18 protein-coding genes and 1 tRNA gene are annotated in these 18,068 nt (G+C 62.4%); 11 read left to right on the forward strand and 8 right to left on the reverse strand.

Annotation, left to right across the window (positions count from 1 at the left end; translation table 11 throughout):
- Position 1 precedes the first annotated feature (1 nt).
- Both J7I86_RS14420 and J7I86_RS14425 read right to left on the reverse strand, forming a co-directional pair.
- Positions 2-481, reverse strand: coding sequence for an FHA domain-containing protein (locus tag J7I86_RS14420; RefSeq protein ID WP_024818875.1), 480 nt, complete (start codon positions 479-481; stop codon positions 2-4).
- Positions 482-486: 5 nt separating this feature from the next.
- Positions 487-1,236: a DUF3662 and FHA domain-containing protein gene (locus J7I86_RS14425; RefSeq protein WP_214820883.1), complete on the reverse strand. Its 750-nt coding sequence runs from the start codon at positions 1,234-1,236 to the stop codon at positions 487-489.
- Between the two features lie 375 nt (positions 1,237-1,611).
- On the opposite strand from J7I86_RS14425, the gene J7I86_RS14430 reads away from it, so the two are divergent.
- Positions 1,612-1,694: transfer RNA gene (locus J7I86_RS14430), tRNA-Leu, on the forward strand.
- Between the two features lie 202 nt (positions 1,695-1,896).
- Here J7I86_RS14430 and J7I86_RS14435 read toward each other — a convergent pair.
- Together J7I86_RS14435 and J7I86_RS14440 are read right to left on the reverse strand one after the other, a co-directional pair.
- A complete protein-coding gene (locus tag J7I86_RS14435; protein ID WP_214820885.1) occupies positions 1,897-2,595 on the reverse strand; it encodes a FadR/GntR family transcriptional regulator in 699 nt (232 codons plus the stop codon).
- A 10-nt stretch (positions 2,596-2,605) separates the two neighbouring features.
- Entirely contained in the window at positions 2,606-3,733 is a 1,128-nt protein-coding gene (locus tag J7I86_RS14440) for an L-talarate/galactarate dehydratase (RefSeq protein WP_214820887.1), read from the reverse strand.
- Between the two features lie 202 nt (positions 3,734-3,935).
- Here J7I86_RS14440 and J7I86_RS14445 point away from each other — a divergent pair, with 202 nt between their 5' ends.
- Positions 3,936-4,586 carry a hypothetical protein gene (locus J7I86_RS14445; protein WP_214820889.1) on the forward strand — a complete coding sequence of 217 codons (651 nt, stop codon included), beginning with the start codon at positions 3,936-3,938 and terminating at the stop codon, positions 4,584-4,586.
- A gap of 4 nt (positions 4,587-4,590) precedes the next feature.
- Here J7I86_RS14445 and J7I86_RS14450 read toward each other — a convergent pair whose 3' ends face one another.
- Positions 4,591-5,319, reverse strand: a complete 729-nt coding sequence (locus J7I86_RS14450) for a TetR/AcrR family transcriptional regulator (RefSeq protein WP_214820891.1) — start codon at positions 5,317-5,319, stop codon at positions 4,591-4,593.
- 55 nt (positions 5,320-5,374) lie between these two features.
- Between J7I86_RS14450 and J7I86_RS14455 the strand changes: the two genes are divergently transcribed.
- The 3 genes from J7I86_RS14455 to J7I86_RS14465 all read left to right on the forward strand — a co-directional run bounded on the left by J7I86_RS14455 (position 5,375) and on the right by J7I86_RS14465 (position 9,320).
- Positions 5,375-6,802: an NAD(P)/FAD-dependent oxidoreductase gene (locus J7I86_RS14455; RefSeq protein WP_214820893.1), complete on the forward strand. Its 1,428-nt coding sequence runs from the start codon at positions 5,375-5,377 to the stop codon at positions 6,800-6,802.
- 116 nt (positions 6,803-6,918) lie between these two features.
- Complete coding sequence (locus J7I86_RS14460; RefSeq protein WP_214820895.1) at positions 6,919-7,791, forward strand: universal stress protein; 873 nt, start codon at positions 6,919-6,921, stop codon at positions 7,789-7,791.
- 23 nt (positions 7,792-7,814) lie between these two features.
- A complete protein-coding gene (locus J7I86_RS14465) occupies positions 7,815-9,320 on the forward strand; it encodes an APC family permease (protein ID WP_214820897.1) in 1,506 nt (501 codons plus the stop codon).
- A gap of 36 nt (positions 9,321-9,356) precedes the next feature.
- On the opposite strand, the gene J7I86_RS14470 is transcribed toward J7I86_RS14465, so the two are convergent.
- Positions 9,357-9,914 carry a hypothetical protein gene (locus tag J7I86_RS14470; RefSeq protein ID WP_214820899.1) on the reverse strand — a complete coding sequence of 186 codons (558 nt, stop codon included), beginning with the start codon at positions 9,912-9,914 and terminating at the stop codon, positions 9,357-9,359.
- 104 nt (positions 9,915-10,018) lie between these two features.
- Here J7I86_RS14470 and J7I86_RS14475 point away from each other — a divergent pair, with 104 nt between their 5' ends.
- Complete coding sequence (locus J7I86_RS14475) at positions 10,019-10,402, forward strand: VOC family protein (protein ID WP_214820901.1); 384 nt, start codon at positions 10,019-10,021, stop codon at positions 10,400-10,402.
- Positions 10,403-10,455: 53 nt separating this feature from the next.
- Here the strand turns inward: J7I86_RS14475 and J7I86_RS14480 are convergent, their stop codons facing one another.
- On the reverse strand, positions 10,456-10,905 hold the full coding sequence (locus tag J7I86_RS14480; RefSeq protein ID WP_214820904.1) for a DUF5997 family protein: 450 nt from the start codon (positions 10,903-10,905) through the stop codon (positions 10,456-10,458).
- A 33-nt stretch (positions 10,906-10,938) separates the two neighbouring features.
- Between J7I86_RS14480 and J7I86_RS14485 the strand changes: the two genes are divergently transcribed.
- Complete coding sequence (locus J7I86_RS14485; RefSeq protein WP_214820906.1) at positions 10,939-11,664, forward strand: LysR family transcriptional regulator substrate-binding protein; 726 nt, start codon at positions 10,939-10,941, stop codon at positions 11,662-11,664.
- On the opposite strand, the gene J7I86_RS14490 is transcribed toward J7I86_RS14485, so the two are convergent.
- On the reverse strand, positions 11,665-12,363 hold the full coding sequence (locus J7I86_RS14490) for a GntR family transcriptional regulator (RefSeq protein WP_214820908.1): 699 nt from the start codon (positions 12,361-12,363) through the stop codon (positions 11,665-11,667).
- A gap of 109 nt (positions 12,364-12,472) precedes the next feature.
- Here J7I86_RS14490 and J7I86_RS14495 point away from each other — a divergent pair, with 109 nt between their 5' ends.
- The 4 genes from J7I86_RS14495 to J7I86_RS14510 are packed head-to-tail and all read left to right on the forward strand — an operon-like array spanning position 12,473 to position 18,064.
- Entirely contained in the window at positions 12,473-13,231 is a 759-nt protein-coding gene (locus J7I86_RS14495) for a LamB/YcsF family protein (protein WP_214820909.1), read from the forward strand.
- Between the two features lie 47 nt (positions 13,232-13,278).
- Positions 13,279-14,628 (forward strand): MFS transporter, encoded by a 1,350-nt coding sequence (locus tag J7I86_RS14500; protein ID WP_214820910.1) that lies wholly within the window; start codon positions 13,279-13,281, stop codon positions 14,626-14,628.
- A gap of 6 nt (positions 14,629-14,634) precedes the next feature.
- Positions 14,635-16,293, forward strand: coding sequence for a 5-oxoprolinase/urea amidolyase family protein (locus J7I86_RS14505; protein WP_214820911.1), 1,659 nt, complete (start codon positions 14,635-14,637; stop codon positions 16,291-16,293).
- A 7-nt stretch (positions 16,294-16,300) separates the two neighbouring features.
- Positions 16,301-18,064, forward strand: coding sequence for a biotin carboxylase N-terminal domain-containing protein (locus tag J7I86_RS14510; protein WP_214820912.1), 1,764 nt, complete (start codon positions 16,301-16,303; stop codon positions 18,062-18,064).
- Positions 18,065-18,068 lie beyond the last annotated feature (4 nt).

Consider the following 18,068-nt stretch of genomic DNA (forward strand, 5'->3'; position numbering starts at 1 on the left):
ACTACGGCCTCAATTCAATGACCGTCTTGCCGATTCTCACGGGGACGCCAAGCTCAACCGGCAATGCGCGGGTGAGCTGTTGATCGGCCAGGTAGGTGCCGTTGGTAGAGCCCAGGTCCTCGATGAACCAGCGGCTGCCCTGCGGGAACAGACGTGCATGCCGGCCGGAAGCGTAGTCATCCTCCAGGACGAGCGTGGCTTCCTGCGCGCGTCCGAGCAGGATGGGGCTTGCGGCCAGGGGGACCGTGGTGCCCTTGAGCGGGCCCTCAGTAACTACAAGTGTGCGTGCATGCTGGATTGCCGGCGGTGGTGAGGCCGCAAGTTCCGGATGCTTGCGGACTTCGCGCGCTGTGGGAACGCCAGTGACAGCCTTACGGCCAATCTGGAAGTCGCGGCGCATGGTGGTGACGATGCTGAAAATCAGGACCCACAACAAAAGAAGGAACCCGAAGCGAAGCGCTGTAATGGTCAGTTCGCTGATGTCGTTCACGCGTGGCCACCCGGGGTTTGGGGGAGGAGGCGGAAAATGATCTTGGTACGTCCCATCGTGATGGTTGAGCCGTCTGTGAGCTCCACGCTGCCGTTCACTTTATGTCCATTAACGTAACTGCCGTTGGTGGAGCCGAGATCAACGGCCCACGTGCTGCCACTTTCAGTGCGGACCTCAAGGTGCTTCCGTGAGACGCCGGTGTCATCCACCAGGATGTCGGCTTCCGAGGAGCGGCCCAGCACCACAGACCGGGCATTGAGGGAATACCGCTGGCCACCAATATCCAGCACGGGCTGGAGGCGGGTGGGTTGCCGTGCCGGCGCGGCCGGAACGTTGGATCGAGGAGCCTGTGGGGCGGGAGAAGCGTCATCGGACGATTTCTCCGTCCGGGAAGTGATCTCGAAATGTCCTGCACGTTCTTCGTCGTTGCGTCGGAAGGAAATGCGGACAGCGCCTTGGAGCGTATAGCCCTGGCTGCGGACGTGCTGGATAACGACGTCGCACAGTTCCTCTGCAAGCGGGGTGCCCCATTCCTGGGCCCGGGAAAAGTCCTCATCACTGAGCAGGACATCGAAGACATTCGGAGCCAGCGTCCGCCCGGCAGCGATGGTGATGGACTTGTTGTCCAACTCGCGCCTCAGCTTGCTTGCAATCTCCACTGGCTCAACACGTGCCCGCGACCCCGTGGAGAAGACGTTACGGACGGCCTTTTCAATGCCGCGCTCGACTTTGTCCAGCAAACCCATGGTCCTTCTCCTTTCCTTGCCGCGGCACCCATTGTGCCTGGTCCGATAGTCCGTCCATTGCACCGTCCGCGCACACAGCGAAGTACGCGCCTGACGGCCCTTCCACTTCCCGATACTACTGGGACTGACTGGGAATGGCCTTAATCCACAACGCCTTGTCACCCGGAAAAGTTCGTTCCCGGCCCATGCTGGCGCGGGAGGCGGGGGATGAAATATTCGTCAGGTACAGCTGATGATGGGGTACTCCTTGCCTGCTTGAGGGCCCCTCCCGCCGGTCGATTGGTGTTTTGCTCCGGATGTCCGTTATGCTTGATCTCGCTGCTTTTGAAGGAAACAAAGCTGGGAGACCAGCCTAAGTCCGGAAAAAGAAGTTGCGCGCGAGTGGCGGAACGGCAGACGCGCTGGCTTCAGGTGCCAGTATCCGAAAGGGTGTGGGGGTTCAAATCCCCCCTCGCGCACGCAATTGAAAGAGCCCCGGTCTTAGGACCGGGGCTCTTTTGTTTTGTCCGATCCCGGCTCCAGCTCCCGGCTCCAGCCGACCCCGCCCTCCAAACCCGCCCTTGTCTGGTCTCCTCGGCGTTGTGCGGCGGGGGATTCGTACAAGAGCGGGATTTGTCGGGGGTCCGGGAAGCGCGATCTCAGGCACCCAACGCGCGACCGTCAGCTGCGCGCGGAACCCGTGAACCGGCGTCGTGAATTGCTCAGGTGCAGGCGCATGGCAGCTGCGGCAGCCACGGGGTCGCCCTCCGAAATTGCTGCGTATATAGAGGAGTGCTCGTGGACCACTTGTTCGAAGCGGCTGCGGGTATCCTGCTCATCGCCTGAAACGAGGCGCGGGCGGGGCATAGTGATCATGGTTTGACCAAGCGCTGAGATGCAGTCCGTATAAAAGGGGTTGCCCGTGGCGGCGGCAACTGCGCGGTGGAACTCGAAATCAGCCTTCATGGAGTGCGCCGGGTGGCCTGAGCTTGCGGTGAACTGCTCCAAAGCGCCGTGCACCGCCTTTAGCTGCCGCTCCGTGTGGTTGTTCGCGGCCAAAGCAGCGGCTTCGGTCTCGACGCCGATCCGGAAGTCGAGCATCTGCAGCCGCTCTTCCATGCTGGCAACGGCCCGCGTTCCCGGCGCAGGAGTGGGTCCGTCGGCGGGCGGGGTCAGTGCGAAGCTGCCCCGCCCACGTTCGGTTTCCACAAGTCCCTCAGCCTGCAAGCGAGTGAGTGCGGAGCGCACCACGGTCCGGCTCACCCCGAACTCGCCGATGAGGGTGTTTTCGCTGGGGAGCTTCTCACCTGGCTGGATGACGCCGTCCACGATTCGGTTGCGAAGATCGGCGGCGAGATCCGCGGTCAGGTTTCGGCTCATGGGTTCAAGGTTACGCGCCGAATTCCACGGATTCGGTGGTCCAAGCGCGGGCCTGATCGCTCAGGGTGACGCCAAGTCCGGGACGGTCCGGAACGATCATGCGCCCATTCTTGGTTTCCAGGCGATCCTCGAACAGCGGGTCCAGCCAGTCGAAGTGCTCCACCCAAGGCTCACGCGGGTAGGCAGCGGCCAGATGTAGGTGGATTTCCATGGCAAAGTGCGGCGCCAGACCAAGGCCTCGTTCGTCCGCCAACGCCGCGAGGCGCAGGAACTGGGTGATGCCGCCTACGCGCGGGGCGTCCGGCTGGATGATGTCGCAGCCGTTGGCGTTGATGAGGCCCTTGTGTTCCGCTACGGACGCCAACATTTCACCCGTGGCGATGGGCGTGTCCAGGGCCTGGGCCAGATGCGCATGCCCTTCGAAGTCATAGGCGTCCAACGGCTCTTCGATCCAGATCAGGTTGAATTCCTCGAACTGGCGTCCCATTCGCAGCGCTGTAGCGCGGTCCCATTGCTGATTGGCGTCCACCATGAGCGGCACGTCCCAGCCGATGTGCTCGCGAACACCGGCGACGCGACGGAGGTCTTCCTTTGAGTCCGGCAGTCCGACCTTGATCTTGATGCCGCCAATGCCGTCCTCGATGGATCGGGTGGCGCGTTCCTTGACCTCATCCAAGGTGGCGTTGAGGAAGCCGCCGGACGTGTTGTAGGTCTGGACGGAATCGCGGTACGAGCCCAGCAGCTTGGCCAAGGGGAGCCCGGCGCGCTTGGCCTTCAGGTCGTAGAGAGCGATATCTATTGCGGCCAGAGCTTGCGTAGCCACGCCCGAGCGGCCCACCGAGGCACCGGCCCAGAGGAGCTTGGTGTAGATCTTGCCGATGTCGTTGGGGTCCTCGCCGATGATGCCTTCGGCGACCTCCTTGGCATGGGCGTACTGCGCGGGGCCGCCGGCGCGTTTGGAGTAACTGAAGCCGATGCCGCTGTGGCCCTGTTCAGTGGTGATCTCGGCAAAGAGGAACACCACTTCGGTCATGGGCTTCTGCCTGCCGGTGAAAACTTTGGCGTCACTGATGGGAACGGTGAGGGGCAAACGTGCCGTGGACAACTTGACGTGGCGAATGAGATCTACGGTGCTCATGGTTCTCCTAGTGGGTACGGCGTCCTTGCCTATACTTAGGATACAAGTGAAGTACTTGTAGTACAAGAGTGAATGAATTGCGCGAAGTGGCGTCCACAGTGGGCACCTGCCGCCCCTGTGCTCGTAGACTCCCTGTGTGTCAGTACGAGAAATAGGACAAAGAGTGGCCAGAGATCGCAAGGATTCGCAGAGTGAATATCCCGTGACAAAGGAAGCAGTTTCGGGCAGGGTCCGGAAGGGTCTGGCAGCGACCATCGGCGCTCTAGCAGTGTCCCTCGCCCTGGCCGGTTGCGTAGGGGGTGTCTCCGGCCCGGGGAGCCAAGGGGCCGCACCAGTTGCCGGGGAGTTCGATACGCTCACTGCTGACGGGGCCGAACGTATCAAGTCGCAAGGGTCAGCACGGTTGGACATGTCTGCAGGGAAACTCGAAAAGGAGTCCGTTGGCCTTCCTGCGGATGCTGCAAAGGGTCCGCTGATCTTCGCTCAGGAGGGCCGCGAGATTCAGGTCAGCATCGCCGGTCCCAAAGGAACCGTGTCTGGAAGCTCTGACAGCCTGAAATTCGCAACTGACTCTGCGCGTGCCGACTTCAAAGAGGTCACCTTCTACCATCGTCACGAAAAGCGGGAGGACCTGGAAAAGGACATTCGTGACGCGGTTTCCCGTTACGGGTTGGACGCCGCCGACGCGGAAAATTGGCTCAAAAGCGTCCAAAGAACCAGCAGCCCGGTGGAACTGTACAAGCATAGGCTCGGCCCGGGTACGTCTACTGGGTTGGCGGTCACTTACGACATCGTCTACGACTTCCCTGATCCATCTGTCATCAGCGTTCGCGTCAGCCCCATGGACGGCTGAGTAGTTAGTCAGATGCGGTTTGCCGCAGCGCCCCGAACCCCGTAATTAGCGCCTCAAGCCCCAAGCTGAACGCTATGTCGGTGGGCCTCTCGTGCCGTTCAAGAGCCAGCCGGTCCACGGCTGCGGTGAAGTTGGGGACCTGCTCGGCGAGGCCGCCGGCGTCGAAGATGTCTTCAGGGGCGGTGACATCGTAAGCGGCGCCGAACACGAACGCCTCCAATGCCACGATCGCGGAGATGATCTTCTCGTCCGGGAATCCGGCGTCGCGGAAGCCGGCGGTCACGGCCTCGTACATCGCCAGGGTTTTCGGCGCATTTGCCACCGGGAGGACTGCAATCACGGGGATCAGCGGCGTATGCTCCGAGAACACGTCACGGTAGGACCATGCCCAGCGACGCACAGCAGCATCCCAGGGTTCCACCCCGAAGGCGGAGACATCCACCATTGCAGCGAGGTGGTCTTCCACCAGCAGCAGGACGTCATCCTTGGAGGCGACATGGTTGTAGAGCGCGGACGGCGCGACTCCAAGGGAGCGTGCCAGGGCCGCCATGGTGAGTCCGTCGTAACCCTTGCTGCTGATCAACTCAAGCGCCGCCGTCGTGATGCCGTCCTGGTCCAGGATCGCCGCAGTCGGCCGACCGGCGCGGCGGCGTACGGAGCCGGCCGGAAGTGCGGAAGGAGCGGGCGTTGGTGCGGGCATCGGAGGCCTTTCTGCTGCCTGTGTCCCCAGCATTATTCCATCGGGCCTTCACACTGGGCGTCTCCAACGCTACTATGGAGATAAATGAATGGCATTCATTTATTGGTCAGCCACCACGGACGGCCACGGAGAGGACATCATGCAGAATCTTGATCGCGACGTTGTAATCGTCGGCGCCGGACCGTCAGGGCTGACGGCGGCACGCGAATTGAAAAAGGCCGGACTCAGCGTCGCAGTGCTTGAAGCACGTGACCGCGTGGGCGGCCGCACTTGGACCGACACGATCGACGGCGCCATGCTGGAAATCGGCGGCCAGTGGGTTTCACCGGACCAGACAGTCCTCATGGAGCTGCTGGACGAGCTCGGCCTGAAAATGTACTCACGTTACCGCGAAGGCGAGTCCGTCTACATCGGCGCCGACGGCAAGCGCACCCAGTACACCGGTGACACCTTCCCGGTGAACGAAAACACCAAGGCCGAGATGGACAAACTTGTAGCCATCCTGGACGAGCTTGCTGCCGAAATCGGCCCCACCGAGCCCTGGGCCCACCCCAAGGCACGCGAGCTGGACACCATCTCCTTCCACCACTGGCTCCGCCAGAACTCCAATGACGAGGAAGCCTGCAACAACATCGGCCTCTTCATCGCCGGTGGCATGCTCACCAAGCCCGCCCACGCCTTCTCCGCGCTGCAGGCAGTCCTCATGGCCGCCTCGGCCGGTTCCTTCAGTCACCTCACGGATGAGGACTTCATCCTGGACAAGCGGGTCATCGGCGGTATGCAGCAGGTTTCGCTGCTGCAGGCAGCAGAGCTGGGTGACGACGTCGTACTTAACAGCCCGGTTCGCACCATCAAGTGGGACGACAACAACGTAACTGTGGTGTCCGAACAGGCCACCGTAAACGCGCGCTTCGTCATCATGGCCGTGCCGCCCAACCTGTACTCACGCGTGTCGTTCGAGCCCCCGCTGCCGCGCCGCCAGCACCAGATGCACCAGCACCAGTCGCTGGGCTTGGTCATCAAGGTCCACGCCGTGTACAGCACGCCGTTCTGGCGCGAAGAAGGACTCTCCGGCACAGGCTTCAGCGCCGGTGCACTGGTTCAGGAGGTCTACGACAACACCAACCACGGGGACGCCCGGGGCACCTTGGTGGGCTTCGTGTCCGACGAAAAGGCTGACGCCGTGTTCGAGCTCAGCGCCGAAGACCGCAAGAAGGCCATCCTCGAGTCCATCGCCGGATTCCTTGGCGACAAGGCACTCACCCCTGAGGTCTACTACGAGTCCGACTGGGGCTCCGAAGAATGGACCCGCGGCGCGTACGCTTCCAGCTACGACCTCGGCGGCCTGCACCGCTACGGCAAGGACCAGCACGCGAACGTCGGACCGGTCTACTGGTCCTCGTCCGACCTCGCAGCTGAGGGTTACCAGCACGTGGACGGCGCGGTCCGCATGGGCCAGGCAACTGCCGCCCGCATCGTCGAAGCCAACAAGCTGGCCGCTGTACCCGTCTCCTAAGGCGATCAGTACCAAACCGGCAGGCGGGGGAGCACCACTTCCCGGCCTGCCGGCTCCACTGTTTAAGCAGCACCCGTTTACGAACCACCCCGCTTCACCACAGGAAAGGGACCACCATGCGCTACGTAGTGGGCTACACAGCCAACGCAAGGGGGCACGACGCCGTCCACCTTGCAGTGGCGCTGACCAGGAACCACGATGCCAGCCTGGACCTGGTTCTGGTGATCCCGGAAGATTCGCCGTTCAACGCCGTCTACCCTCCTGAGGCCGGCTACAACGACATCCTCAACGAGCAGGCACAGCGCTGGTTGGACGAAGGCCTCGCGTTGGTCCCGGCCGACGTCACAGCCCGCGCCCACATCCGCCGCGGTGACTCAGAAGCGCAGACGTTGATCGACGCCGCAGTGGAAATGGACGCTGCGGCCTTGGTGATCGGCGCAAGCAACGCTGGACTCCTCAAGCGGTTCACGATCGGCTCTGTTGCGAGTTCGCTGCTCCACTCATCGCCGGTTCCGGTGGCTTTGGCGCCCCACGGTTACCAGCGCACGGATCCAATCACGCGCTTGAGCTGCGGCTTCGGAACGCGCGCCGGCGCTGATGAGCTGCTCGACGTCGCTGTTGAGTCCGCGCGGGACCGTGGCCTTCCGCTGCGGCTCGTCTCCTTGTTGGCACTCGACGGCGGTAACTCGCCCGGGTTGGCTGACGCCGCCTGGGTGCATGCCGCAGACCGTCTTGCCGCCGTCGGGAGTTCCACCGAAGCGTCGGGTGCCGACGTCCCGGAACCGGAGATCGTCGTCGCGCAAGGCCGAACTATCGAAGAAGCCGTTGACCGACTCGACTGGGAAGACGGCGAAATCCTGCTGATCGGTTCCAGCCGCCTGGCCCAGCACCGGGCCACCTTCCTGGGCAGCACCGCCAACCGGATCCTGCGTGCCCTGCCCGTTCCCATGATTGTGGTCCCCCGCGACTACACGCGCCACAGCGCCTAGCAATCGCCTGAGAGGCAAAACCCATGTCAACTGCACCAAAGACGGTCCAGTCGAAAGAAACGTCATCCCTGAGTGAAAAGGGACTGAAAGCCGGATCGGTGGGCCTGATCGGCGCCGTCGTGATCGGTGTTTCCTGCATCGCGCCCGCCTATACGCTCACAGCGGCCCTGGGCCCCACCGTGTCCGAGGTGGGCGTGCACCTGCCCGCCATCTTCCTGGTGGGCTTCATCCCCATGCTGCTGGTGGCGCTTGGCTACCGCGAACTGAACAATGCCATGCCCGACGCCGGAACCTCCTTCACGTGGGCAACGCGCGCCTTTGGTCCGTGGATCGGTTGGATGGGTGGCTGGGGGCTGATCGCGGCAACCATCATCGTGCTGTCCAACCTCGCTGCCGTGGCCGTGGACTTCTTTTACCTGATGCTGGCGCAGATATTCAGTAACCCCTCATTGGGGGAGCTCAGCAAGATTCTGCCCCTGAACATCGCCACCACACTGGTGTTCATTGCCTTGGCTTGCTGGATTTCGTATCGCGGTATGGAGACCACCAAGGGCGTCCAGTACGTGCTGGTGGCCTTCCAGTTGCTGGTTCTGGGCTGGTTCGCTGTCTCGGCGTTCGCCCACGTAGCAAACGGCACGGCGTTCGACGCCACCGCCATTTCACCGGATTGGTTCAACCCGTTTGCCGTGGATTCCTTCTCCTCGTTCGCTGCGGGTGTGTCTCTCTCCATCTTCATTTACTGGGGCTGGGACGTCACCCTCACCATGAACGAGGAGACCAAGAACCCGGAGAAGACACCCGGCCGCGCAGCGACCATCACTGTGCTGGTTATCGTGATCATCTACATGACCATTGCACTGGCTACCCTTTCCTTCGCTGGCGTTGGCGAGACCGGATTGGGTGCTGGCAACCCGGAGAACCAGTCCAGCATCTTCGCCGTACTGGCCGGTCCTGTGATGGGTCCTTTTGCGATCCTCATGTCTTTGGCCATTCTGAGCAGTTCCGCCGCATCCTTGCAGTCGACGTTCGTTTCCCCGGCACGCACCATGCTGGCCATGGGCCATTACCGCGCCATCTCGCCAAAGTTCGGCAAGATCAGCCCCACCTACAAGTCGCCCAGCTTCGCGACCATTGCGGCCGCGATCGCTGCCGCGGCGTTCTACGTGATCACGCGGACAGTGTCCGAGAACGCACTGTGGGACACCATCACCGCCCTGGGCATGATGATCTGCTTCTACTACGGAATTACGGCGCTGGCTTGCGTCTGGTTCTTCCGGGCCGAGGCTTTCCGTGGTGCGCGGGCGTTCTTCTTCAAGTTCCTGGCGCCGTTGCTGGGCGGGGTGATCCTGCTGGTTATGTTCGTCAAGACGGCCATGGACTCGATGGACCCGGAGTATGGCTCGGGATCATCCGTGGGTGGCATTGGCTTGGTGTTTGTGCTGGGAATGGGCGTGATCCTGCTCGGCGTGGTGGTCATGCTGGTGATGTATAGGCTGCGTCCGGAGTTCTTCAAGGGCAAAGTGTTGTAGCTCTTTGCTCTCACCTCCGTCGAGGTGACGTATATGTCACCTCGGCGAGGGTAGCGCGGGAACACCTGCTGCCCGTTCGGCGGTGGCGAGGGCCTCGGCGAGACGCTCGACGGCGGCACAATAGTCAGTCCCGGCTGTCACCTTGCAGTACTCGGCCTCCCGCATGGCCCGCGTCAGTGCCGCTGTTTCGGCAGTCCTGACGTCCGTCATGGCCGGAAAGTCGATGGTCCGCGCAGGATCCAGCTCGTATTGGCGCCACTGCTCCAGAATGCTTTCGTGGCGGGCTGCGTCGTCCGGGAAACCAGCACGACGGCGGGGCTCGGCTGCATGGATCCGTTCCACTCTGCGGACGCTGAGGAGCGTTCCTGCCACGGTGGCGATGCCGACGAAAATCATGATGAGCCCGGCCGGAGACCATTGCACGGCAGGGACGAGAATGGCGGGAAGAATCACCACCATGCCACCGAACACGTCCCAGAAGACGCCGTCCGGCTCCGGGCCGCGGCCGTAGGTCAGTTTCCTGTGCAGGACGTAAGTAGTTGCTGCGGTGGCAAGAACAAGAGCTACACCCCACAGGAGCATCATGGCGGGCATCGGACCACCTCCAGGCGACTTCGCTGCTTTGAATTCAGTATGCGCCAGCGCCTGCCTGGGCGCGAGGGGTTAGGTTGTCGGACCCGGGGCGTAGCCTAGGCAGCATGAGACTGAAAATGTGCAGCATCCACGTCAAGGACCCCGCAACAGCCCACGTTTTCTACACGGAGACCCTCGGCTTCGAGACTCTGATGGCCATGCCCGAGTACAACCTGTTCATCATCAAGGATCCCGGCGCGGAGAACAGCACGTCGCCGGGGCTTTTGCTGGAGCCCAGTGACAACCCCATCGCGTCCAACTATATGAACGCACTCCATGAGTCCGGCCTGGCCGCCATTACGTTTGGCGTTCCCGATGTTCAGGCCGAGTATGAGCGTTTGACTGCCGCCGGTGTGAAGTTCCAAGGCGAGCCCTCTGAGGATCCTTCCGGCGTCAGCGCAGTCTTCGACGACGGTTGCGGCAACTTCATCCAGCTCCACCAGGACTGAGCTTAAACAGTTGTGGCCGGGACCCGCTGGTCCCGGCCACAACTTGCTAAGACTTACGCGTGATCGCGCTTGGAGGTCTTCGGAGCATCGCGCTTAGCAGCGGCGTTGTCCCGGGCTTCCTTGGTGGCGGCCTTCTTGGCAGCTTCATCCTTGACGCGCTGCGCCTCGGAGCGGACAGCAGCGTGGGTGGCGCGCTCGGTGACCAGCCACTGCGGCGGAGCCTGCAGCAGCTCGGTGATTTCCGCCGTCGTGAGCGCATCCTCCACGCCGCCGCGGGCGAGGCCGCTGATGGAGATGTTGAGCTTGTGCGCGACTACCGGCCGCGGGTGCGGGCCGTTGCGGCGCAACTCGGTCAGCCACTCCGGCGGGTTGGCCTGAAGTTCTGCGAATTCTTCACGGGAGATGGACGAATCCTGGAACTCCTGGGGTGTCGCGGGCAGGTAGATGCCGAGTTTCTTGGCAACTGTTGCCGGCTTCATGGACTGGGAGTTCGAGGACGTCATGCTTCAAGGGTATCTGGCCGGTACTGTGAGTGTGTGCCAGACGCTGAAGAATCCGCCGAAACAACCGAACCCCTAGCCGGTCTCCGCTTCGCCTACGTTGCGGGTGTGACGCCTGGGAAGTGGATTCGGCGTTGGGAGGAGCGGATGCCGAACTTCCCGTTGCACTCGTTCATGTCCGACGACGCCGCTCAGGTTTCGGTGTTGCACGACGGTTTGGCTGACCTCAGCTTTGTTCGGTTGCCGGTGGACCGCGAGGGCCTGAACGTCATTCCCTTGTATGAAGAGCAGCCCGTGGTGGTGGCTCCGAAAGGGCACGAGATCTCAGTGTTTGAAGAGGTGGCCGTCGATGATCTTTCGGAGGAGAACTTCCTAGACATCGACGAAATGGGTGGGCCGGACATGGCCCTCCAAGTAGTTGCATCCGGCGCGGGGTTGGCAATACTGCCCATGTCCGTGGCGCGTCACCTGAACGTAAAAGACACGGTCATGCGGCGCCTGACCGGTGCTCCCGTTACGCAGATCGGCTTGGCGTGGCTTGTTGGAACCGACAGCCCCGTGATCGAAGAATTCATCGGGATTGTGCGTGGGCGGACAGCTCAGAGCTCCCGTCAGCCTTCAGCCCAGCAGGAAAAACCCAAGAAGGCACCCAAGCCCGATCGTCGTGGCGGTGGCCCCAAAAAGCCGGCAGTCGCGCAGCGCTACGCCCCCAATCCGGACAAGGGCCGCGGCAAGGGTTCACGCAAGAAGGGCAAGCGCTGACTATTCGCCGTGGATGGCGCTCTGCTGCTGTTCTGAACGGTTGAGGTAGGCAAGGAGAAGGTCTCCGGCGGACTCGAGCTCGCCCGCTTCCAAAGCTGAGCAGATCTGCTCATTTTCCCTCAGCCAATCGCTGTAGAAGTGGGCGTTCAAGGTGGCTTTGTGAAAGTAGAGCCGCATCTCGGCCAGGATCTGCGCCATGATCGTGTTCAAGCGGCTGCTCTCGGCCAGGGCGACGATTGCCCCGTGGAAATGCTGGTTTGCGCTGCCCAGGCCTTTATTGTCGTTGGCATCTGCTGCCCGCTTGCCTTCCTCGACGGCGGCCCTAACGGCGGCGATGCGTTCCGGAGAGCCACCCGCACGGATGGAACTGACCTCGATGGCGCGGCGAACCGTGTAGACATCATGGATGTCGCCTGCTTCAAGCGTGGCTACGAAGACGCCCTTATTCGGCTGACGGAGGAGTAGCCGCTCACCGGCCAGCTCGGCGAATGCTTCGCGAACGGTATTCCGGGAGACGCCCAGATCCTCGGCAATGGTGGCTTCGGTCAGTTTGGCGCCCGGCACCAGGAAACCTTCGGCCAATTGGTACCGCAGTTCCTGGGCGACTCTCTCGGCAACGGACGGAACTCTCATGCGGACCCGGGCCCGGGCGCTGTCAATGCCGGCATGTTCGCTTTTTTCCTGATCTACACCGGCCATGACACCAAAATTACACGATTGCCGAAAATTAGGATCGCTGGATTGTTGAACAATCCAGCAGATTGATGCATCCTAGATGTAACGCACATCACGAGGCAGGGATCACATCATGGCAGTCATCGATCTGAACAGCGACGTCGGAGAGTCTTTCGGGCGCTGGACGCTCGGTGATGACGCGGCCATCTTTGAGTCCGTATCCAGTGCCAACGTTGCGTGTGGATTCCACGCCGGCGACCCCAGCGTCATCCGCAGCACCTGCGAAAAGGCGGTTGAGGCCGGCGTCGTTATTGGCGCCCATGTCGGCTACCGCGATCTCGCTGGTTTCGGCCGCCGCTTCATGGACATCGATCCCGTTGAACTGGCTGACGACGTGGTTTATCAAATTGGTGCGCTCCAGGCGTTGGCCGCCACTGCCGGGGCCAGCGTCCAGTACGTGAAACCCCATGGCGGCCTCTACAACGCGATCGTCAAGCACACAGCCCAGGCCCGCGCCGTCGTACAAGCCGTGAAGTCGGTTGACCCCAACCTTCCGATCCTTGGCCTCCCCGGTTCCGAGGTCCTGCGCCTCGCCGAGGAAGCCGGCCTTCGGGGAGTTCCCGAAGCCTTCGCGGACCGCGCTTACAACCCGGACGGAACATTGGTTTCGCGCTCCCAACCCGGCGCTGTTCTTCATGGCCCCCAGGAAGTGGCTGAACACGTCCTGCGCATGGCAACCGAACAGTCCGTCAGGACCATTGACGGTTCCATCCTGAAAATCCGCGCAGAGAGCATCTGCGTGCATGGTGACTCACCCGGAGCCGTGGCAATGGCTACCGCAGTGAAGTCCGCTCTGGGCGATGCCGGCGTAACTGTCGGCTCGTTCCTCTAGCTCCATCAAGGCTCTGCACCACAACCCTCATCCCCCCGGAGGACATCATGACCAGCACCAACAATGCAGCCAAGGCAGTGACAAGGAAGCCACCGCCCGGCGCCATCAAAGCGTACGTAGCCAGCCTCACCGGAACGTCGCTTGAGTACTACGACTTCGCCATCTACTCCGTGGCCTCGGCCCTCGTGTTCCCCAAGATCTTCTTCCCGGGCAACGACGAATTCGTGGCGTTGCTGCTCTCCTTCTCAGCATTTGCAGTGGGTTACTTGGCCCGACCTATTGGTGGCGTCATCTTCGGGCGTCTGGGCGACAAGATTGGCCGCAAGTACGTCCTGGTCTTCACGCTCGTCCTGATCGGTGCGGCTACGGTCCTCATCGGTGCACTGCCTGATTACTCAGTGATCGGCGTCGCGGCACCCACCATTCTTGTGCTGCTGCGTCTGGCCCAGGGCATTGGCGTGGGCGGAGAATGGGGCGGCGCGGTGCTGCTGTCCAGCGAATTCGGCGACCCCAACAAGCGCGGCTTCTGGTCCTCTGCAGCCCAGATCGGCCCGCCCGCCGGCAACCTCATGGCCAACGGTGTCCTCGCTATTCTCGCCGCTTCCCTGAGTGAAGAGGCCTTCCTCTCCTGGGGCTGGCGCGTGGCCTTCCTGGCTTCCGCGCTCCTGGTGGGATTCGGTCTGATCATCCGGCTCAAGCTTGAAGAAACCCCTGTATTCAAGGCCATCCAGGCCCACGGTGACCGTCCCAAAGCTCCCATCAAGGAAGTCTTCACCACTCAACCCAAGGCTTTGGTAGCCGCAGCACTTTCCCGTGTTTGCCCTGACATCCTCTATGCGCTGTTCACGGTGTTCGTTGCTGTTTATGCCACCAAGGAACTGGGCATGACCACCGGCAACGTTCTGTCCGCCATCCTGATCGGCTCTGCCTTCCAGCTCTTCCTGATCCCGGCGGCCGGTGCGCTCACGGACCGCGTCAATCGTCGCTGGGTTTACGGCATCGCCGCAGCTGCAACCGCGGCTTACATTCCCCTTTTCTTCTTGATGATCCAAGGCAAGTCCGTAGTGATGCTGACAATCGGCACCGTGATCGGCCTGGCTCTCCACGCCTTCATGTACGGCCCGCAGGCGGCTTTCATTACCGAGCAGTTCCCGGCAAGGCTCCGTTACGCCGGCAGCTCCTTGGCTTACACCCTGGCCGGTGTCATTGGTGGAGCCGTTGCTCCCATCATCTTCACCGCGCTCTACGGGGCAGCTGATGGTGGCTGGTACCTGATCGCCGTGTACATCCTCGTTGCCTCTGTTGTCACGATCGTCGGCATGCTCCTCGGCCGTGACCCCAAGCCGGAAGAAGATGTCCGACTGATTCAGGGAACCCACGCTCAGCCGGCGGCGTAGCGAACAATGGAAACCGTGATGCACACACCCACAGCCAAGAGGGTTCGCTCCGTCAGGCCCGTGGGCACCCGTGCCGTGCTGGCCGAATTGGACGGTCTCCAGGATGTCCTCGCGCTGCAGGACATGCTCAACAAGTCCCCGCTCCCCGGGCAAGTGGACGTTCTTGCCGCCGCAGAAACGGTGATGGTGGTTGGTGAATCCGCGGCTGCCACCCGCGCCATCGGCGCACGGCTCATGGAGTTGGAACTGATGGTGCCGGAGGTCACTGACTCCGGCCTGGTAATCATTGATACCGTGTACGACGGCGACGACCTGGCCGACGTCGCGGAGCTCACCGGACTGAGCGCGGACGGTGTCGTAGCAGCTCATACGGGCCAGATCTGGACGGTCGCCTTCGCTGGCTTTGCACCAGGCTTCGGCTACATGGTGGGCGAAAACGAGGTTCTCACAGTTCCACGGCGATCTTCCCCGCGCACGGCTGTTCCCGCTGGATCGGTGGCTCTCGGTGGACAGTACTCCGCCGTCTACCCCCGCCGGTCTCCAGGGGGTTGGCAGCTGATTGGACGCACCGGTGCAAGGATGTGGGACTTGGGCCGGGCACAACCGGCGCTTGCCAGGCCCGGTGATCGGGTTCAGTACCGGGCAGTCCGCGAAGTTGTTACTGCTGGAGCCTCGGTTGCCGGCGAGCCCGAAAAGGAGCACCACCCTGAGTCCGGCCTTCAGATTCTCAACCCGGGTGCGCAGAGCCTGATCCAAGACCTCGGCCGTCGGGGCTATGGTCCGTTGGGTGTCTCTGCTGCCGGAGCCCTGGACCGGGCTTCCCTGCGGCGGGCCAACCGGCTGGTGGGGAACGCTCCTTCCGCTGCGGCCATCGAATCGGTCAACGGGGGCCTCACAGTGGAAGCTGTTGGCGACCAAGTAGTTGCTGTGACAGGTGCGCACGTCACGCTGACTATCGAGTCGCCGTCGTGGTTAGGGTCCGACGACGGCGCCGACCAGCCGGGTGCCATTCGAACCGTCCCCATGGCAGCCCCGTTCGCGTTGCTGGACGGCGAAGTACTCACCTTGGGTGCTCCGGAGTCGGGGTTCCGGAACTATGTGGCTATCCGTGGCGGAGTGGATGTCCCGGAGGTGCTGGGTAGTCGCTCGGCGGACACCATGAGTGGGATCGGACCGGCACCACTGGCCATCAGGCAGGTCCTCGCTGTCGGTGACGACACGGCCTCCACCGCAGTTGGGGCCCCCGAATTGCAGCCGGACTTCCCAGGAGTGGGGGTTACGGTGCTGGACGTAGTTCCTGGGCCGCGTGCCGACTGGTTCAATTCAGAAGCACTCGATTCCCTCTGCGCCCAGGAATGGCTGGTCACTCCCCAGTCCAACCGTGTGGGCATGCGCCTGGATGGCACACCGCTGAAGCGCACGCGGGAGGGGGAGCTTGCCAGCGAGGGCACCATGGCTGGAGCCCTCCAGATTCCGCCTGCTGGATTGCCCGTCCTGTTCCTGGCCGATCACCCCATCACCGGCGGCTATCCGGTGATTGGTGTGGTTCGTGACGAACACCTTGATCTCGCCGCACAGGTCCCCATCGGCGGAAAGATCCGCTTCCGGCTCGTTCCGGATGCCCCGAGCTTCACCACGACTTTTACGAAGACCCCAGAGAAGTGAGTATTTGATGCGCAAGGTCCTGATCGCGAACCGTGGCGAAATCGCCGTCCGCGTCGCCCGTGCCTGTGACGACGCCGGCATCCTGTCGGTGGCCGTCTATGCAGACATCGATGCCGATGCCATGCACGTTGGCGCTGCCGACGAAGCCTTCAGCCTGGACGGAAATTCGCCGGCTGACACGTACCTGAATATGGGAAAGTTGCTCGCCATTGCGGAGAAATCCGGCGCAGACGCGGTCCACCCTGGGTACGGTTTCCTGTCCGAGAACGCGGACTTTGCACAAGCAGTGCTCGACGCCGGACTTGAGTGGATCGGTCCCTCGCCGGAGTCGATACGTCAGTTGGGCAATAAGATCACAGCCCGCGACATAGCAGTCCGCGCTGGTGCCCCGTTGGTTGCCGGCAGCGACGGTCCCGTTTCCTCCGCAGTGGAAGCCCGGGCCTTCGCAGAGGAGCACGGACTTCCGCTGGCCATCAAGGCTGCTTTTGGTGGTGGTGGCCGTGGACTGAAGGTGGTTCGGGAGCTCGCCGAAGTTGAAGAAGCGTTCGATTCCGCAGTCCGTGAAGCTGTTGCTGCTTTTGGTCGTGGCGAGTGCTTCGTGGAGCAATACCTTGACCGGCCGCGACATGTGGAAGCACAGATCATCGCGGACAAACTCGGCAATGTAGTTGTAGTGGGCACACGCGATTGCTCACTCCAGCGCCGCCACCAGAAGCTGGTGGAAGAGGCTCCCGCCCCATTCTTGAGCGATGAACAGCGGCGGCAAATCTACGAGGGCTCCAAGGCCATTGTTCGCGAGGCCGGCTATTACGGGGCCGGAACGGTGGAGTTCCTGGTCTCAGCCGACGGCGCCGTGGCCTTCCTCGAGGTCAACACGCGCCTCCAGGTTGAACACCCCATCACAGAGGAAACTGCCGGGATTGACCTTGTGCAGGAGCAGTTCCGCATTGCCGCCGGCTTGCCGTTGAGCATCACGGAGGATCCCGTGGACCGGGGACACTCCTTCGAGTTCCGTATCAACGCCGAGGATGTTGGACGCGGATTCCTGCCGTCCCCGGGCACAGTTGTTTCCTTTGAGGCGCCCACCGGTCCAGGCATCCGCTTGGACACCGGAGTCCGGTCAGGCTCATTCGTCGCGCCGCAATTCGACTCCCTGTTGGCCAAACTGATCGTCACCGGAGCTGACCGGCAGCAAGCACTGCGGCGTGCCCGGCGTGCCCTGGCCGAAACCAACATCACTGGCCTCGCAACCGTCCTGCCGTTCCACCGCGCGGTCCTGGAGTCCGAAGACTTTACATCCGTTGCAGGAATGCGCGTTCACACCCGGTGGATAGAGACGGACTTCGCAGACCAGATCCCCGTGGATCCCGAATACAACGTGGTGGCCCCGGAAGGGGAGAGGCGCACCATCACCATCGACGTGGACGGGAAACGCCTCGCTGTTGGGCTCCCCGCAGACTTGTTGGATGGCTGGGCTCGTTCCGGTCAGGGCATTCCTGCGTTTACTGGGCCGAGCGATACGCCGGGTTCTGTCCCAGGCAGCGACGACTCACCTGCTGAATCTGCGCTCGTGTCCAGCATGGCCGGAACAGTAGTGAAGTGGTTGGTGGAACCCGGCACGGAAGTTGCAATTGGCGATCCGTTGGTGGTCCTGGAGGCCATGAAGATGGAAACCCAGGTCCCGGCACACCGGACAGGTACGCTCTCCGAGGTCTTTTCCGCACCCGGTGGCGTGGTCACAGCCGGAGCCGTGCTGGCACACATCGAATAGCGGC

The sequence above is a fragment of the Arthrobacter sp. ISL-95 genome, assembly GCF_018613695.1.
In the GTDB taxonomy this organism is placed as follows: Bacteria; Actinomycetota; Actinomycetes; order Actinomycetales; family Micrococcaceae; genus Arthrobacter.